At 54.4% G+C, this 17,269-nt stretch carries 17 protein-coding genes; 5 read left to right on the forward strand and 12 right to left on the reverse strand.

Annotation, left to right across the window (positions count from 1 at the left end):
- The first annotated feature begins 211 nt into the window (after positions 1-211).
- From tamA to VGM55_RS10180, 3 genes are read left to right on the forward strand one after another with little or no spacing between them, the layout of a single operon-like run.
- Complete coding sequence (tamA, locus tag VGM55_RS10170; protein WP_331635390.1) at positions 212-1,948, forward strand: autotransporter assembly complex protein TamA; 1,737 nt, start codon at positions 212-214, stop codon at positions 1,946-1,948.
- On the forward strand, positions 1,945-5,721 hold the full coding sequence (gene tamB, locus VGM55_RS10175; RefSeq protein WP_331635391.1) for an autotransporter assembly complex protein TamB: 3,777 nt from the start codon (positions 1,945-1,947) through the stop codon (positions 5,719-5,721). The genes tamA and tamB overlap by 4 nt, the downstream gene beginning before the upstream one ends.
- A gap of 2 nt (positions 5,722-5,723) precedes the next feature.
- Entirely contained in the window at positions 5,724-6,068 is a 345-nt protein-coding gene (locus tag VGM55_RS10180; RefSeq protein WP_331635392.1) for a gamma-glutamylcyclotransferase, read from the forward strand.
- A 121-nt stretch (positions 6,069-6,189) separates the two neighbouring features.
- Here the strand turns inward: VGM55_RS10180 and ppa are convergent, their stop codons facing one another.
- Entirely contained in the window at positions 6,190-6,720 is a 531-nt protein-coding gene (ppa, locus tag VGM55_RS10185; protein ID WP_008460444.1) for an inorganic diphosphatase, read from the reverse strand.
- 281 nt (positions 6,721-7,001) lie between these two features.
- On the opposite strand from ppa, the gene VGM55_RS10190 reads away from it, so the two are divergent.
- Entirely contained in the window at positions 7,002-8,555 is a 1,554-nt protein-coding gene (locus VGM55_RS10190) for a methyl-accepting chemotaxis protein (protein WP_331635393.1), read from the forward strand.
- Positions 8,556-8,603: 48 nt separating this feature from the next.
- On the opposite strand, the gene fbp is transcribed toward VGM55_RS10190, so the two are convergent.
- The gene (fbp, locus tag VGM55_RS10195) at positions 8,604-9,602 is read right to left on the reverse strand and encodes a class 1 fructose-bisphosphatase (RefSeq protein WP_154186976.1); all 999 of its coding nucleotides are present in this window, start codon (positions 9,600-9,602) and stop codon (positions 8,604-8,606) included.
- Between the two features lie 175 nt (positions 9,603-9,777).
- Between fbp and mpl the strand changes: the two genes are divergently transcribed.
- Positions 9,778-11,163, forward strand: a complete 1,386-nt coding sequence (mpl, locus tag VGM55_RS10200) for a UDP-N-acetylmuramate:L-alanyl-gamma-D-glutamyl-meso-diaminopimelate ligase (protein WP_331635394.1) — start codon at positions 9,778-9,780, stop codon at positions 11,161-11,163.
- 51 nt (positions 11,164-11,214) lie between these two features.
- On the opposite strand, the gene VGM55_RS10205 is transcribed toward mpl, so the two are convergent.
- The 10 genes from VGM55_RS10205 to exuR all read right to left on the reverse strand — a co-directional run bounded on the left by VGM55_RS10205 (position 11,215) and on the right by exuR (position 17,168).
- The gene (locus VGM55_RS10205) at positions 11,215-11,586 is read right to left on the reverse strand and encodes a DUF805 domain-containing protein (protein ID WP_331635395.1); all 372 of its coding nucleotides are present in this window, start codon (positions 11,584-11,586) and stop codon (positions 11,215-11,217) included.
- Between the two features lie 104 nt (positions 11,587-11,690).
- On the reverse strand, positions 11,691-12,683 hold the full coding sequence (locus tag VGM55_RS10210; protein ID WP_154186979.1) for a glutathione S-transferase family protein: 993 nt from the start codon (positions 12,681-12,683) through the stop codon (positions 11,691-11,693).
- Between the two features lie 73 nt (positions 12,684-12,756).
- Positions 12,757-13,149, reverse strand: coding sequence for a DoxX family protein (locus VGM55_RS10215; RefSeq protein WP_154186980.1), 393 nt, complete (start codon positions 13,147-13,149; stop codon positions 12,757-12,759).
- A 284-nt stretch (positions 13,150-13,433) separates the two neighbouring features.
- The gene (locus VGM55_RS10220; RefSeq protein WP_154186981.1) at positions 13,434-13,724 is read right to left on the reverse strand and encodes a YqjK-like family protein; all 291 of its coding nucleotides are present in this window, start codon (positions 13,722-13,724) and stop codon (positions 13,434-13,436) included.
- Positions 13,724-14,119 carry a phage holin family protein gene (locus tag VGM55_RS10225; RefSeq protein WP_154186982.1) on the reverse strand — a complete coding sequence of 132 codons (396 nt, stop codon included), beginning with the start codon at positions 14,117-14,119 and terminating at the stop codon, positions 13,724-13,726. The genes VGM55_RS10220 and VGM55_RS10225 overlap by 1 nt, the downstream gene beginning before the upstream one ends.
- Position 14,120: 1 nt before the next feature.
- The gene (locus VGM55_RS10230) at positions 14,121-14,426 is read right to left on the reverse strand and encodes a DUF883 family protein (RefSeq protein ID WP_154186983.1); all 306 of its coding nucleotides are present in this window, start codon (positions 14,424-14,426) and stop codon (positions 14,121-14,123) included.
- 50 nt (positions 14,427-14,476) lie between these two features.
- Positions 14,477-14,845, reverse strand: a complete 369-nt coding sequence (locus tag VGM55_RS10235) for a DUF1090 domain-containing protein (protein WP_154186984.1) — start codon at positions 14,843-14,845, stop codon at positions 14,477-14,479.
- Positions 14,846-15,021: 176 nt separating this feature from the next.
- Positions 15,022-15,399, reverse strand: a complete 378-nt coding sequence (gene mzrA / locus VGM55_RS10240) for an EnvZ/OmpR regulon moderator MzrA (protein WP_154186985.1) — start codon at positions 15,397-15,399, stop codon at positions 15,022-15,024.
- A gap of 9 nt (positions 15,400-15,408) precedes the next feature.
- Positions 15,409-16,071 (reverse strand): DedA family general envelope maintenance protein YqjA, encoded by a 663-nt coding sequence (gene yqjA / locus VGM55_RS10245; protein ID WP_154186986.1) that lies wholly within the window; start codon positions 16,069-16,071, stop codon positions 15,409-15,411.
- A gap of 320 nt (positions 16,072-16,391) precedes the next feature.
- Positions 16,392-17,168, reverse strand: a complete 777-nt coding sequence (gene exuR / locus VGM55_RS10250; protein WP_154186987.1) for a transcriptional regulator ExuR — start codon at positions 17,166-17,168, stop codon at positions 16,392-16,394.
- Positions 17,169-17,269 lie beyond the last annotated feature (101 nt).

The raw sequence follows: 17,269 nt of genomic DNA on the forward strand, positions 1-17,269 counted from the left end.
TTGATTCTCCCGAAAATCGGTAAAAAAGCGAGCGGTTGTCATCGGCGCTGCAATTGCAGACAATACACCCGAGTTATAAGACTACATTACTTATAAGAAATATTTAGGCTAGTGAGATATTTTCAACCCTCGTTGTTAGGGTTTTGTTAATCCGCGGAGCGGTAATGACGTTTCCTTCCAGGGGTGGGAACAAGGATATTCAGGAGAAAACGTGCCAGGAATCCGTACTTTATGTATTACGAGCCTATGTGTAGCGAGCACATGGGCAAACGCCGCGAACGTACGTTTGCAGGTTGAGGGGCTCAGCGGTGACCTGCAAAAGAACGTACGTGCCCAGCTTTCAACCATTGAAAGCGATGAAGTGACGCCGGACCGTCGCTTCCAGGCGCGCGTCGATGACGCTATTCGTGCTGGGCTCAAAGCGCTGGGTTACTACGAACCGACCATTAATTTCACGCTCAACCCTCCCCCGCAAAACGGGGGGCGCCAGGTTTTGCTTGCCAAAGTAGATGCCGGGCAGCCGGTGTTAATTGGCGGCACAGACGTGATTTTACGTGGAGGCGCGCGTGCCGATAAAGACTATCTGGCGCTGCTGCCCAAGCGGCCAAAAATCGGCACCGTCCTCGACCATGCGGATTACGATAACTTCAAGAAAAGCCTCTCCAGTATTGCGCTGCGTAAGGGCTACTTCGACAGCGATTTCCGTAAAAGCCAGCTGGGCGTCTCTCTCGACAGACATCAGGCTTTCTGGGATATCGATTATGACAGCGGTGAGCGCTACCGTTTTGGCGCGGTGACTTTTGAAGGCTCGCAGATTCGCGAAGAGTACCTGCAAAATCTGGTGCCTTTTAAGCAGGGCGATTATTACCAGTCAAGCGATCTGGCCGAGCTGAACCGCCGGCTGTCGGCCACGGGCTGGTTTAACTCCGTGGTGGTGGCGCCCGAGTTTGAAAAGTCCCGCCAGACTAAAGTCCTGCCGCTGCAGGGCGTGGTGACGCCGCGAACCGAAAATACCATTGAAACTGGGGTCGGGTATTCCACGGACGTTGGCCCGCGCGTAAAGGCGAGCTGGAAAAAGCCGTGGATGAACTCGTATGGCCACAGCCTGACGACCAGCACCAGCCTCTCCGGGCCTGAGCAAACGCTCGACTTCAGCTATAAAGTGCCGCTGTTGAAAAGCCCGCTGGAGCAATATTACCTGGTGCAGGGCGGTTTTAAGCGCACCGATCTCAACGACACCAAATCAGACTCCACCACCGTGGCGCTGTCCCGCTATTGGGATATGTCGAGCGGCTGGCAGCGCGCGGTTAACCTGCGCTGGAGCCTGGACCACTTTACCCAGGCAGACGTCACTAACACGACGATGCTGCTTTATCCTGGCGTCAGCCTGAACCGCACTCGCTCGCGCGGCGGCCTGATGCCTACATGGGGCGACTCCCAGCGCTACTCGATTGATGTCTCCAATACGACCTGGGGTTCCGACGTCGATTTTGGCGTGTTCCAGGCGCAAAACGTCTGGATCCGCTCGCTGTATGAAAAACATCGCTTTGTGGTACGCGGCAATCTCGGCTGGATTGAAACCAACAACTTTAAAAAAGTGCCGCCGGATCTGCGTTTCTTCGCCGGGGGCGACCGCAGCATTCGCGGCTACAAATACAAATCTATTTCGCCGGAGGACAGCAACGGCAAGTTAACCGGGGCCTCCAAACTGGCGACCGGCTCGCTGGAGTATCAGTACAACGTGACCGGCAAATGGTGGGGCGCGGCGTTCGTTGACTCCGGTGAAGCGGTGAACGACATCAAACGAAGCAACTTCAAAACCGGCGCAGGCGTTGGCGTGCGCTGGCAGTCCCCGGTTGGGCCTATCAAGCTCGACTTCGCGGTACCGGTGGGTGACAAGGAAGAGCACGGTTTACAGTTTTACATCGGTTTGGGGCCTGAACTATGAGTCGCTGGAAGAAAATAAGCCTCGCGGTGCTGGCTGTGATTGTGCTGCTGATCGCGACAGTCGGTTTCCTGGTAGGGACTACGCCTGGCCTGCATTTGCTGTTTAAAGGCGCTAATCGCTGGGTGCCGGGGCTGAATATCGCTCAGGTTGACGGCGGGTGGCGCAATCTGACGCTGAAAAACCTGCGCTATGAGCAGCCTGGCGTCGCGGTACGTGCGGGCGAGGTTCATCTCGCCGTTGAGCTTAACTGCCTGTGGCACAGCAGCCTGTGCGTGAATGATTTCTCGCTGAAAGATGTGGATGTCGCGGTCGACACGAAAAAAATGCCGCCGTCTGCCCCGGTGCAGGAAGAGGACAGCGGCCCGCTGAATCTCTCTACGCCGTACCCGATTACCCTGAGCCGCGTGGCGCTTAACAACGTCAATGTGAAAATTGATGACACTACCGTTTCGGTGATGGATTTCTCCAGCGGCCTGACCTGGGAGCAGCGCAACCTGACGCTGACGCCAACTAACCTTGAAGGGCTGCTGATTGCCCTGCCGAAGGCGGCGCAGGTGGCAAAAGAAGAGATTGTTGAGCCGAAGATCCAGAACCCTCAGCCGGAAGAAGCGCCGCTGGGTGAAACGCTCAAAAAGTTGTTTGAGAAGCCGCTGCTGCCGGAAATGACCGACGTTAATTTGCCGGTGAACCTGAATATTCAGGAATTCCGCGGAGCGCGCCTGCGCCTGACCGGCGATACGGATTTGATGGTCAACTCGCTGCTGCTGAAAGTGAGCAGCATCGACGGCAACCTGAAGCTGGATGCGCTGGATGTGGACTCCTCTCAGGGGCTGGTGAACGCCACCGGCAGCGCCCAGCTGCGCGACAACTGGCCGGTTGATTTAACGCTCAACAGCACGCTGAACATTGAGCCGCTGAAAGGCGAAAAGGTGAAGATGACGGTGGGCGGCGCGCTGCGGGATGAGCTGAAAGTGGGCGTCAATCTTTCCGGCCCGGTGGGGATGCAGCTGAATGCCCAAACCCGGCTTGCCGAAGCCGGACTGCCGCTGAATGTCGAGGTAGACAGCAAGCAGCTTTACTGGCCGCTGACCGGCGCGAAGCAATATCAGGCTGATAATCTTAAGTTACGCCTGACCGGCAAAATGACCGACTACAAGCTCGCATTCAGTACCGCCGTGAAGGGAGAACAGGTGCCGCCTGCCACCATCACGCTGGACGGCAAAGGCAACGAGCAGCAGTTTAGCCTCGATAAGCTGCGCGTGGCTGCCCTGCAGGGCAACACCGACCTGAAAGCGCTGGTGGACTGGAGCAAAGCGATCAGCTGGCGCGGCGAATTAACGCTGGCCGGGATCAATACTGCGAAACAGTTCCCGGACTGGCCGGCGAAGCTTGACGGCAATATCAAAACCCGCGGCAGCCTGTATGGTGGAAGCTGGCAGCTGGATATTCCTGAGCTGAAGCTTGCCGGTAACGTGAAGCAGAATAAGGTCAACGTTCAGGGCACGCTGCAGGGCAACAATTATATGCAGTGGAAGGTTCCGGGTCTGCATCTGGAACTGGGTCGCAATACGGTGGACGTCAAAGGGGAGCTGGGTGAGAAAGAGCTGAACCTGGACGCCAACATTAATGCCCCGAACCTGGACAACGCCCTGCCGGGGCTTGGCGGTACGGCGAAAGGTATCGTGAAGGTTCGCGGTGACGTGAAAGCCCCGCAGCTGCTGGCTGACCTGACCGCAAACAGCCTGCGCTGGCAGGAGTTGACGATCGCCCGGGTTCTGCTTAAAGGCGATGTGAAATCGAGCGACCAAATCGCCGGTAACCTCAACCTGCGCGTAGAGCGAGTGGCTCAACCGGGCGTGAAGGTTGACCTGGTCACCCTGGACACAAAAGGCGATGAGAAACAACATCAGCTTCAGCTGCGCGTTCAGGGAGAGCCGGTTTCCGGGCGTCTCAACCTGAGCGGTAGCTTCGATCGCAATGAAGAGCGCTGGCGTGGCAAGCTAAGCGATACCCGCTTTGATACGCCGGTGGGGCCGTGGGCGCTTAACCGTGACCTGACGCTGGACTTCCGTAACAAAGAACAGAAAATCGCGATTGGCCCGCACTGCTGGGTGAACCCGAACGCCGAGCTTTGCGTACCGCAAACCATCGACGCCGGAGCGAAAGGTCGGGCGGTGGTTAACCTCAACCGCTTCGATCTTGCCATGCTGAAACCGGTGATGCCGGCGGATACGCAGGCCAGCGGCGTGTTTACCGGCAAGGCAGACGTCAGCTGGGACAGCGAGGCCGGAGGCCTGCCGCAGGGCCAGGTGACGCTCAGCGGGCGCGGCGTGAAGGTGGCGCAGGTGGTGAACGGCAATACCCTGCCGGTTGCTTTCGACACGCTGAACCTCAACGCCGAACTAAAAAATAACCGCGCCCAGCTTGGCTGGCTGGTGAAGGTAGCGAATAACGGGCAGTTTGATGGCCAGGTGCAAATCACCGATCCGCAGGGGCGACGCAACCTCGGCGGCAACGTCAACGTTCGTAACTTCTCTCTGGCCATTGCCAACGCTATCTTCTCGAAGGGCGAAAAGGCCGACGGGACGCTGAACGCGAACCTACGCCTGGGAGGGAACCTTGAGCGGCCGCAGATGTTCGGGCAAATGCAGCTTAATGGCGTCGACGTCGAAGGCAACTTTATGCCGTTCGACATGCAGCCAAGCCAGATTGCCATGAACTTCAACGGGATGAATTCAACGCTACAGGGTGTGGTACGTACAAAACAGGGGCAGATTGTGTTAAGCGGCGATGCCGACTGGACGCAAATCGACAACTGGCGCGCGCGAGTTGCCGCGAAGGGCAGTAAAGTGCGTATTACCGTGCCGCCGATGGTACGTCTGGATGTGTCTCCGGATATCGAGTTTGTGGCGACGCCGAGCCTGTTTACCCTTAACGGGAATGTTGATGTGCCGTGGGCGCGTATCGTGGTGCATGACGTGCCGGAGAGTGCCGTGGGCGTATCCAGCGACGAAGTCATGCTGGATAAAGACCTTAAACCGGTTAATCCACAGTCCGCCGGGATCCCTATCAACAGCAACCTGACAATTCACGTCGGTAATAATGTGCGGCTGGATGCGTTCGGCCTGAAAGCACGCCTGACCGGCGATCTGAAAATGGTTCAGGACAAGCAGGGCCTGGGGCTTAACGGGCAGATAAACATTCCACAAGGGCGCTTCCACGCGTACGGCCAGGATCTTATCGTCCGCAAAGGTGAGCTGCTGTTCTCTGGTCCACCGGATAACCCATACCTGAATATTGAAGCTATTCGTAACCCTGACTCTACCGAAAACAGCGTGACGGCGGGCGTTCGTGTGACGGGGCCTGCAGATGAGCCAAAAGCTGAAATATTCTCTGACCCGGCGATGTCGCAGCAGGAAGCCTTGTCCTACCTGCTTCGTGGCCAGGGTTTAGATACCTCCGGCAACGATGGCGACGCGATGACGTCAATGCTTGTGGGTCTGGGGGTTGCACAAAGTGGTCAGGTTGTGGGTAAAATCGGCGAGACGTTTGGCGTAAGCAATCTGGCGCTCGACACCGCAGGGGTGGGTGATTCCTCTCAGGTGGTGGTCAGCGGCTATGTACTGCCGGGTCTACAGGTTAAATATGGCGTAGGTATTTTTGACTCTCTGGCGACGTTAACGCTGCGTTATCGTCTGATGCCTAAGCTATATCTGGAAGCGGTGTCTGGCGTAGATCAGGCACTAGATCTGCTCTATCAGTTTGAGTTTTAGCAATGCGAATATTTGTTTACGGCAGTTTACGACGCAAACAAGGCAACAGCCACTGGATGACCAACGCCCAGTGGCTGGGCGACCACACGCAGGAAAACTACGTGTTGTATAGCCTTGGGCATTATCCAGGCGCCGTGCCGGGAGAGGGCGTGGTATTGGGAGAAGTTTACCGAATAGATGCCTCCACGCTTTCCGAGCTTGACGCGCTGCGCACCAAAGGGGGCGAGTACAGCCGTCAGCTGATTCAGACACCTTACGGCGGCGCGTGGATGTACGTCTACCAGCGCCCGGTGGAGGGGTTAACCCGCATCGACAGCGGTAACTGGCTGGATCGAGAAAAGAACTAAGCAAACCTAAGCGGCCACGCCAACACGTGGCCGTTTTTTTTGCCCACCAGCTAGCTGGTGGGCGAGAAGCCGAAACAAAAACACCGCCCTCAGGCGGTGTTTTTTCTTTCGGGCTGGCTACTTACTTCTTAGCAGCGCGTTCGAAAGAAGCAATGATTTCTGCTTTAGCAGCTTCGGCGTTGTCCCAACCGTCAACTTTCACCCATTTGCCTTTCTCGAGATCTTTGTAGTGCTCGAAGAAGTGAGTGATCTGCGCTTTCAGCAGTTCTGGCAGGTCGTTCACATCTTTGATGTGATCGTACTCTTTGCTCAGTTTGGTGTGCGGCACGGCAACCAGCTTCGCGTCTTCGCCAGACTCATCGGTCATTTTCAGCACGCCAACTGGGCGGCAACGGATAACGCTACCTGGCTCCAGTGGGTATGGCGTTGGGACCAGCACGTCAACCGGATCACCGTCCAGAGACAGGGTGTGGTTGATGTAGCCGTAGTTGCACGGATAGAACATCGCGGTAGACATGAAACGGTCAACAAACAGCGCGCCGCTCTCTTTGTCTACTTCGTATTTGATTGGGTCAGCGTTAGCAGGGATTTCGATAACAACGTAGATATCTTCCGGCAGATCTTTACCCGCTGGGACGTTGAGTAAGCTCATGTCTGTTTCCTTTAACCTGGTGTATTTCAAGTGCCCGATATTATAGCCAACTGCGGTTAAATGTCTTTTGCTGTTTTTTGACCACGGCCCTTCTCGCCGCCAAACCCGCCGCTTTAGGCAGCTTAAGCCTTGAGTCACGCCATTGTCATGATTGAGGTAAACATCAGCGCAACAAGCACTTAACGAGTATAAATAACGCAAATTGATTAAACATTTTCCGAAAATTGCCGATAACCCGCTCACTACTTTATTCATGAGCCATCGTTAACCGGGAATGTAGCATGTTGAGAAATTTGTCGATTCGTACGGGGCTGCTGACGCTGTTAGCGGTTATGACGTTCTTGCTGTTGGTTGTAAGCGGCATCGGCATTTATGCCCTGCAGCAAAGTTCCTCCTCTCTTGAGCGCATTAACCGCCTGCAGGGAGAGCAAATGGTACGCCTTAGCGATGGTTATATTCTGCTGCTTCGTGCCCGCAATGAGGCAAGCCAGGCGGTGCGCCAGATGGAAATCGGCATGCTGGACGACGCGACAAAAGCCACGAAAAACATTGCCGGTGAAGTTGGCCTGGCGCAGAAAAACCTGAAGTCCGTTATCGACAGCGGCGTTGACGACGACCAGGGCAACGCCCTGCTTACCAGCCTGGCGCAAAGCTTTGGCACCTATCAGGTGCAGGGGATTACCCCGATGCTGGCCGCGTTGCAAAAACAAAGCCCGGACGATTATTACGATCTGCTGGAAAAAAGCCTGATCCCGCTGGGACTGAAATTTGATAACGATGTTCAGGCGTTCCAGCACTGGGGCGAAACGCGTGGTAACAGCGAAGTTGCAGCCGTACAGCTGCACAAAAAAATCGTTCTGGGCTTTATTATTCTCGCCGCGCTGCTGACCGCCGCCATTATTGTGCTGGTCTGGCTGGCGCTGCGCCACCTGCTGCTGAAGCCGCTGGATGAGGCTATTCATCAGCTGGAGTTTGTGGCGGAAGGGGATTTAACCCAGCCGCTGCCGCAAACGGGCAATAACGAATTTGGCCGTCTTGCCGGCGCGATTGTGGCGATGCGAACGTCCCTGGTAGACTCGGTAAGCCGCGTGCGTGATGCCTCTTCCCAAATTGATACCGGCAGCCGCGAGCTGGCGGCAGGTAACCTCAATCTCTCCCAGCGAACGGAATCAACGGCCACTTCGCTTGAAGAAACGGCGGCCAGCATGGAGCAAATTACCGCTACAGTGAAACAAAACGCCGATAACGCCGAGCAGGCGCACAAGCTGGCGAAAGTGGTCTCCGATACCGCCGACCGTGGCAGCGAAATGGTTTGCTACGTGATTGAAAAAATGCGCGACATCTCAGGTAGCGCAGGCCGTATTGCCGACATTCTGAGCGTTATCGACGGCATCGCTTTCCAGACCAATATTCTGGCGCTTAACGCCTCGGTTGAAGCCGCCCGCGCGGGCGAGCAAGGCCGTGGTTTTGCCGTGGTGGCCGGTGAAGTGCGTACTCTGGCAAGCCGCAGCGCCGAGGCAGCAAAAGAGATCCGCACATTGATTTCCGATTCGCAAACTCACGTGGGTGAGGGCAGCGAGCTGGCGCAGCAGGCCGGGGAAACTATGGACGAAATCGCCGAAGAAATTATGCGTATGACCAAACTGGTTCGCGAAATCGCCAACGCGTCTAACGAACAGAGCCACGGTATTGAGCAGGTGAATATTGCGGTAAGCCAGATGGATGAGGCGGCGCAGCAGAACGCGGCATTGGTTGAGCAGTCCACCGCCGCCACGCATTCGCTGGAAGAGCAGTCGCAGCAGCTGGTGGCCGCGATGGCGTCATTCCGTTATTAATCGAGTAATGCCTCTTCCCTGGGGAAGAGGCATATTGTGCAGGATAAATCAGGCGTCCGGGTATTCGCGAATAAAGCGCTCTACGTCCTCGACCATATGCTGAGTGCCGACGAAGAACGGGCGGCGCTGGTGCAGCGTGGTTGGGATGATATCCAGAATTCTCTCTTTACCGTCGCTGGCTTTACCGCCGGCCTGTTCCGCAAGGAATGCCATCGGGTTACCTTCATACAGCAAACGCAGCTTGCCTTCCGGGTGGCTTGCGGTGCTTGGGTAAAGATAAATCCCGCCTTTCAGCAGATTGCGGTGGAAGTCGGCAACCAGTGAGCCAATATAGCGCGAAGTATACGGGCGCTTGCTGGCGGCATCTTCTTCCTGGCAGAACTTGATGTACTTCTTCACGCCGTTTGGAAATTTAATGTAATTGCCTTCGTTGATGGAGTAGGTATTGCCTCTCTCCGGGAAGCGCATGCGCTCCTGGCTCAGGCAAAATACGCCAAGTGAAGGATCGTAGGTGAAGGCGTGAACGCCGCAGCCGGTAGTGTAAACCAGCATGGTCGACGAGCCATAAACCACGTAGCCCGCGGCAACCTGCTTATTGCCCGGCTGAAGGAAGTCTTCCTCAGTAACCGGCGTGCCGACCGGCGTAATGCGGCGGTAGATAGAGAAGATGGTGCCAACGGAGACGTTAACATCAATGTTAGAAGAGCCGTCAAGCGGGTCCATCAGCACAACGTATTTGGCTTGCTCGGCGCCTTCGAAGACCACGATCTCGTCTTCTTCCTCGGAGGCGATACCCGCAACTATGCCGCGTGCTTTAAGCGCTGCCTTCAGTTTTTCATTCGCAAACAGGTCGAGTTTTTGCTGCTCCTCACCTTGCACGTTTTCAGCACCGCTCGCCCCCAGGATATCGACCAGTCCGGCCTTATTGATATCGCGATGGATGATTTTGGCGCCCAGCTTTATTGCCGACAGTAAAGCCGTGAGCTCACCAGTAGCATGGGAAAACTCATGCTGTTTCTCGACAATAAATTCACCTAACGTTTTCATAACACTTTCCCTGCATCATTATGTTGGATAAAGCGATCGCAACAATCTTAACAAACTTTCAAAAAGTCGCGCACAGGTGAATCGCGCCAGCACGTTAAGGAATATCCTGAAATGCGTTTCGCCCGCGGCAGGCATGCGGTTAGAATGTGCGCCAAACCAAGAAAGGAAAATTCCTATGCGCATTCATATTCTAGGGATCTGTGGCACCTTTATGGGCGGCCTGGCGATGCTGGCTCGCTCTTTAGGGCATGAAGTGACCGGCTCCGACGCCAACGTTTACCCACCGATGAGCACGCTGCTTGAAGAGCAGGGTATCTCGCTAATTGAAGGTTATGACGCCAGTCAGCTGGCTTCGCACCCGGATCTGGTGATTATCGGCAACGCGATGACGCGCGGTAACCCGTGTGTTGAGGCCGTTCTGGAGCAGGGCATTCCGTATATGTCCGGCCCGCAGTGGCTGCATGATTTTGTCCTGCGTGACCGCTGGGTGATTGCGGTTGCGGGTACTCACGGTAAGACGACAACCGCCGGTATGGCGACCTGGATTCTGGAAGCGTGTGGCTATAATCCAGGCTTTGTTATCGGTGGTGTACCGGGGAACTTTGACGTTTCCGCTCGCCTGGGCGACGGCCCGTTCTTCGTGATCGAAGCTGATGAATATGATTGTGCGTTCTTCGACAAGCGCTCTAAGTTTGTCCATTACTGCCCAAGAACGCTGATCCTCAATAACCTTGAGTTCGATCACGCGGATATCTTTGACGATCTGAAAGCCATCCAGAAGCAGTTCCACCACCTGGTGCGCATTGTGCCGGGCCAGGGCAAAATTATCTGGCCGGAAAGCGATGTCAATCTGAAGCAAACCCTTGCGATGGGCTGCTGGAGCGAGCAGGAGCTGGTGGGCGATCAGGGCCACTGGCAGGCGAAAAAGCTGACGACCGATGCTTCCCAGTGGGAGGTTTACCTGGACGGCGAGTGCGTTGGTACCGTCAACTGGCAGCTGGTTGGCGAACACAATATGCATAACGGACTGATGGCGATTGCCGCAGCCCGCCATGTTGGCGTAACCCCGGCCGATGCCGCTCAGGCGTTGGATGGTTTTGTTAACGCACGCCGCCGCCTTGAACTGCGCGGCGAAGCGCATGGCGTCACGGTTTACGACGATTTTGCTCACCACCCAACGGCTATTCTGGCGACGCTGGCAGCCCTGCGTGGGAAAGTGGGCGGCACTGCTCGCATTCTGGCGGTTCTGGAGCCTCGTTCAAACACCATGAAAATGGGCGTTTGCAAAGATGACCTGGCTCCGTCATTAGGGCGTGCAGATGAAGTCTTCCTGCTCCAGCCGCAGCATATTCCGTGGCAGGTCGCGGAGGTTGCTGAGGCCTGCATACAGCCAGCACACTGGAGCGCAGATGTGGACACGCTGGCGGAAATGGTGGTGAAAACGGCACAGCCGGGCGACCACATTCTGGTCATGAGCAACGGCGGTTTCGGCGGTATTCACCAGAAACTGCTGGATGGCCTGGCGAAGAAAGCGGAACAGCAGAACGAACAGGCTTTTTAAGCGAGTCTGCCTGATACAAAAAGGGCGTACCTTGAGGTACGCCCTTTTTCTTTAGTAGAGCTCCGGGGCCTTTGGGGTTGGCCCGAAACGGTTAGTTGCCGGCGTGCCGTCCTGGCAGTTGAATGCCAGGATGATCAACCAGCCGACAATCGGGATTAACAGCAACAGCAGCCACCAGGCAGAGCGATCGGTGTCGTGCAGGCGACGGAACTGTACTGCCCAAAGCGGCAGGAAAACCAGGACGCTGTAAATCGTGGTGAGCGCCCCTTCATCTTTATAAATGTGCAGCCCAAGCATCTTATCCAGCACGCTTAGTACCGCTGCCAGAACGAAGTTCACCAGATGGAACATCCAGTACTCTTTGCGGCGCGCACGTCCGCCAAACCCAATGTAATTTGTTAGTGCTTTAAAATACCAATCCATTTAAGGCCTGCCTTTATTATCCGACAATCACCTGAACGGTAAGCGATCGATTCAAGAATAGTCGTGAATGCATTGGCCGTAAATCGTTGTTGTGCTGAATATTCCTAACGCTTCCTAAACCGTTCATCACGCCCGTGCGGTTCGTCTAAATCCTGTGCAGGGCCGGTGGAAATGATACCGGCTGGGTTAATGGTGTTGTGGCTACGATAGTAATGGTGGCGAATGTGCGGGAAGCTTACCGTTTCGCTTACTCCCGGCAGCTGATAGATATCACGCAGGAAGCCGTAAAGATTGAGGTAGTCGCTGATGCGCCGTTTGTCGCATTTGAAATGAGTGACATACACCGGGTCAAAACGTACCAGCGTTGTCCACAGGCGAATATCCGCTTCGGTCAGCCGGTCACCGGTTAAATAGCGGTGCTGGCCAAGAATTTGCTCAAGGCGCTCCAGCGAGATGAAAAGCGTGTCCACGGCTTCGTCATAGGCTTCCTGGGCGGTGGCAAAACCTGATTTATACACGCCGTTATTCACCGTGTCATAAATCCAGCTGTTCAGCTCATCAATCTCGCTTTTTAAGGCGTCAGGGTAATAGTTGCCTGCTCGTGCGCCGAGGGCATCGAAGGCCGTATTAAACATACGTATAATTTCAGCGGACTCATTGCTGACAATCGTCTGGTTTTTCTTGTCCCACAGCACGGGAACCGTCACGCGGCCGGTATAGTGTGGATCGGCCTGCAGGTAGAGCTGATAGAGAAAATCGTGCTGGTACAGGCTGTCACCGGTTGCATCCGGGAAATCTTTGGCAAACGTCCAGCCGTTCTGCAGCATCAGCGGGTTGACGACGGAAACGGAGATAAACGGCTCAAGACCTTTTAGCTTGCGAACGATCAGCGTTCGGTGTGCCCACGGGCAGGCAAGAGAAACATAAAGATGGTAGCGGTCTTTCTCCGCGGCAAATCCCCCTTTTCCCGTTGGGCCGGGCGCGCCGTCGGCGGTAAGCCAGTTGCGGAAGGCGGATTCCGAACGTTTAAAGCGGCCGCCGGTCGATTTGGTGTCGTACCAGACGTCATGCCAGACGCCGTCGATGAGTTGTCCCATTTTTTCTCCTCCTCAATAGCAAAAAAGCGAAGACGGTGTCTTCGCTTTCTCAGTGTTCATCAGTATAGAACGCTTACCATTTTTTATTCAGTACGCGGTCAAGGCTGATGGCGCCCGGGCCGAAGACCGCCAGCAGCAGGTAGCCACCCGCGATGGTGAAGTTTTTCATAAACATAATGGAGTTTACGCCTTCAGCGAAGTTGCTGTGGAACAGGAACGCTGTCAGAAGAGTAAACAGTGCGGTAATCAGCGCCGTCGTACGGGTCAGGAAGCCAAACAGAATGGCCAGGCCGCCGCCAAATTCAAGCAGGATGGTCAGCGGCAGCAGTGCGCCCGGGACGCCCATCGCTTCCATGTACTGCTGAGTGCCTGCATAACCGGTGATTTTGCCCCAGCCAGCGGTAATAAACAGGATTGGCATTAAAATACGAGCAACCAGTACGCCAACATCTTCTAATTTTTTCATTTTACTCTCCAGCGGTTCTTTTTTCCGGCTTACTCTGCCAGGGCTTAAAAAGGGCGCAAACCCCAGTGGTTACCGGTGTTTGCTGTTGATGGGGAGGATAATAGACGGGGTGAAAAAAGATTGTTAGCAAGGAAAACTGTCTAAGTTCTTCAAATATCCTGAGTGAACTAAGCGGGGAAAGTAAAAACACGGAGCGAATGTGATGTCAGGGCATGACGGTAGTAGAAGATAAGGGAAGCGTTCGTGGCACAATAAAAAACACCGCCCTGGGGCGGTGTTCTGGGTCAGCGCGGTGGCTGAGTAAGCGTATTGCGGATAAGCCGCCAGGTACTCCAGGCGCCAAAACCTCGCTTTGCCCAGCGCATAAACCGCCCCGGGTGCTTCACCGTCCAGATAGCCAATACGCTACTGGCGATCATGGCGTAGGTGCGTAGGCTTAGTAACGTGTTCCAGCCGCGATCGTACGGGCTGGTAACCTGTAACCAGTCGCGCCTTGCGGCGCTAAGATCAAGCCGCTGCTGTTGAACCTGGCTGAGCAGATACGCTTTACGCTTCGCACGTTCCGCATCGCTCATTACTTATCCTCTTCCAGCAATTCCCTGTCGTTTTCCAGCTCGCGCCGGGTATGGCGTAAGAGCGTGGACTGACGGGATTTACGCAGCGTCCAGATACCGCCAATTAGCGCCAGAGACAGCAGTACGACCGTTGTCGCAATCATGGCGTTAAGGCGATACTGTGGGTCAACGGCCCAGATAACCAGTACCATCAGGCTCATTAAGCCAAACGCGGCAAACAGCATGGTCAGACCGAGCATCAGCAGCAGCTGGACGAGATGTGCTTTCTCCTCTTCCAGTTCAACCACGGCAAGGCGTACCCGGGTTTCAACCATGCCAACCAAAATGGTGACCAGCCGCTGGCCAATGCCAAGCACGCTTTTGCCCGGCCCCTGGCTTTGGTGAGAATCAGCCATCTTAACGACGTGCCAGTAACACACCCAGCACGACGCCAACCGCCGCACCAATGCCGACGCCGGTCCACGGGTTATCGCGAACGTAATCATCCGCTTTTGCGGCAGCTTCGCGGGTTTGTTTCGCGATGGCATCGCCGGTTTCACCGAGGCGATCGCGGCTCTCTTTTAGCGCTTTTTCAGCTTTATTGCGCAGTTTGTCCAGTTCAGTTTTTGACTTGTCCGTGGAAGCACTCAGGACTTCTTCAAGCGTATCTGCCAGGGATTTCAACTCAGCGCGCAAATGTTCTGACGTAGTATCTTTTGACATAATTCTCTCCGAGTGTTTGAGATGGATCCTTAAAGTCTGCGACTACAAAATCAGTAATCACGCTTCTCTAAAGCTTTGAGGTTATCTTCTGCTTCTGCAAGTTTCTTCTCACGTTTTGTGATTTTTTCCGGGTCACCCTTCTGGCGAGCTTCGTTGAGATCGGCTTTGCGCTCTTCAACTTCTGCTTTCTGCTTAGCAATCTTCTTTTGGTGCTCAGCGCGCAGGCTGGTGTCGCTGCAGTTTTCACGAACTTCACTCAGCGCTTTTTTCAGGCCATCAATACGGTGCTGATTGTTGTGTTTTTCCGCATAGCCAATCTCGCGTTGAATATCCTGCTCTTTTTCACTGCAAAGGGAATTTGCCTGTGCGGCAGAAGTCAGGGTGAGTAAAGTCAGTGCCAGTACGGTGCGGTAATTCATGGTTGAAACCTTCCATTGTCAGACGAGGTATAAAAGTATCAGCGATCATACTCTATGCGTCGTTCCCGAATGTTGAAAAAAGCGCTCACAAATAGCGGTAAAAACAGATAAAGCATAGTCATGAATCGACTAAAAACCCAGGGGGCAATAACAAATTCAGACTGAAAGAAAGGAGATTAGCCGAGGTGATTGTGATCGGGGCGCAGGATAGAGAGCCAGGCGAGTGCGTCTTTGTCGCCGTCCTGCTGGGCAATTACGTACCCCTGCGGCAGCGTACGGTTTAACACTTCCTTCGCGGCCTCGCTCTGGGCGCTGGAGTCAAAAGTCACTAACAACGTATTATTCAGCGGCGTAATGCTTTTGAAGCGAATGCCGTTGGCATCAAGATGGTGCCAGACATAAAAACCGTCAGGAATACTCCCGCCCTGCCGTGAAGCACGAATTTCGAGGGTAGAATCCTGGGTCTGCATGCCGGACCACACCATCAGCGATGCAATCGCCAGCGCTCCAACAAGCAGCGCCGCCCGCAGGCGGCGTGTGAAAGCTAATTTCATCGAATCCCTCTAGCTGTTTTGGCTGCGTTTTTTACGCCAAAGCACAATTAACGAACCGACCAGACCGATGACCAGCAGAACCACCGGGATCAGCATCAGGCATGACATTAAGGCATCTTCGTATTTCAGGAAGACCGGTGTTTTGCCCAGCAAATAGCCCAGCGAGGTCAGAATCAGTATCCACAACAGGCCGCTCATCCAGTTGAAGAACTGAAAGCGCGCGCTGCTAAGACCCGATAATCCGGCAATAGTTGGCAACAGGGTGCGAACAAAAGCGATAAAACGGCCAATCAGCAGCGCTGACAGGCCGTGCTTATGGAATAACTGGTGCGAACGCTGGTGATAATGCGCGGGGAGATGCGAAAGCCAGTTTTGTACGATGCGCGTATTCCCGAGCCACCGTCCCTGAATGTAGCCAACCCAACTGCCGAGGCTGGCAGCAATGGTGAGTAGTGCCAGCGTTTCCGGGAAACCCATTGAACCTTTGGCTACCAGCACGCCAACTAAAATAAGCAGGCTGTCGCCCGGCAAAAAGGCCGCCGGAAGCAGCCCGTTTTCCAGAAATAAAATCATGAACAACACAAAGTAGAGCATGCCAATCATTGAGGGATTGGCGAGCGTTTCGTAATCCTGGCTCCAGAGAGCGGAAAGCAGTTGAGTCAGTAGTTCCATTCAAGGTTCCTGGCACTTCGTTTAGGCCGCCGGTGTAAACGGATGAGCAGAATGCAGCATGGTTTTTATTATCATTTGCTGACTACAATCCGCTGCCCGTGCTGGTCTTCTGGAACAACACCTTGTGAAACAACGGCCCGGGGGCGCGAAATCAACACAGACGGCGAAATTGCATCTAATTGTAACAAAACTACGCGTTGTGCGTCACAGTATTTGCGTTTTGTTGATGAATGATTTTGCTTACCAGGAGGGAGGCTGGCGAGGGTATTTACAAACGCTGACACTATTTATGGTTTGCTTACCCTCGGCCGGGAAAATGACTATTTTTGACCGTTTGCAGCTTTATCAAGATGAACGACCGGATTTTCAGCGAACAAATAGCGGTCGGCGTTGAATTCGAAATCGTCGCTGGTGGCGTTAAACAGCATTTGACGCGTATTCTCGAGATGCTGCCACATAGCCAGTTTAGCCGCATGAGAGTCTTTTCGGATCAGGGCTTTAAGAATCTGGTCATGATCGTCGCACCAGTTATCTACCGGGCGCATGTCGATGTGCTCGTGCAGTTTTTTCCAGTAAGGGTTGTGAATGCGGTGGCTCCACATTTTTTCTACAATCGTTGCCAGCGCCCCGTTTTGTGTCGCCAGCGCAACCTGCACATGAAACTGGAGATCCCATTCAGAATCGCGGAATGTTTGTTCCTTTCGCGCTTTTTCCTGAATTTCCATCAGCTTCACAATATCCTGTTTGGTGACCTGAGTCGCGGCAAACTCAGCGATATTGCTTTCAATGAGCTGCCTCGCCTGCAGAAGCTCAAAAGGGCCGTAATTAGCAAACTCAAAGCGCTCGTCCGGCACGGTCATATGTTTTGCCTGGTTAGAAATCACGTGGATACCGGAGCCTTTTCGTACTTCCACGTAGCCTTCCACTTCCAGCATAATAATTGCTTCACGTACAACGGTACGGCTGACGTTTTTCTCTTCTGCAATATAACGCTCCGCAGGCAGCTTTTCCCCCACCAGGTAGACACCGGTTTCAATACGTTGTTTAAGTTCGGCTGCAAGCTGCTGGTAAAGGCGGCGAGGTTCGATGACGTCCATAATTTGCTCCGGAAGAGGGCTGCGCGTGAGTAAATTTGTTATACCACTTTTTCCGATAGCGCTCTAGCAACCAGGGTGAGAAATGCCGCCCGTAGGCGGCA

Origin of the sequence: Cedecea sp., assembly GCF_036500665.1 — a bacterium.
Classification (GTDB): Bacteria; Pseudomonadota; Gammaproteobacteria; order Enterobacterales; family Enterobacteriaceae; genus Cedecea.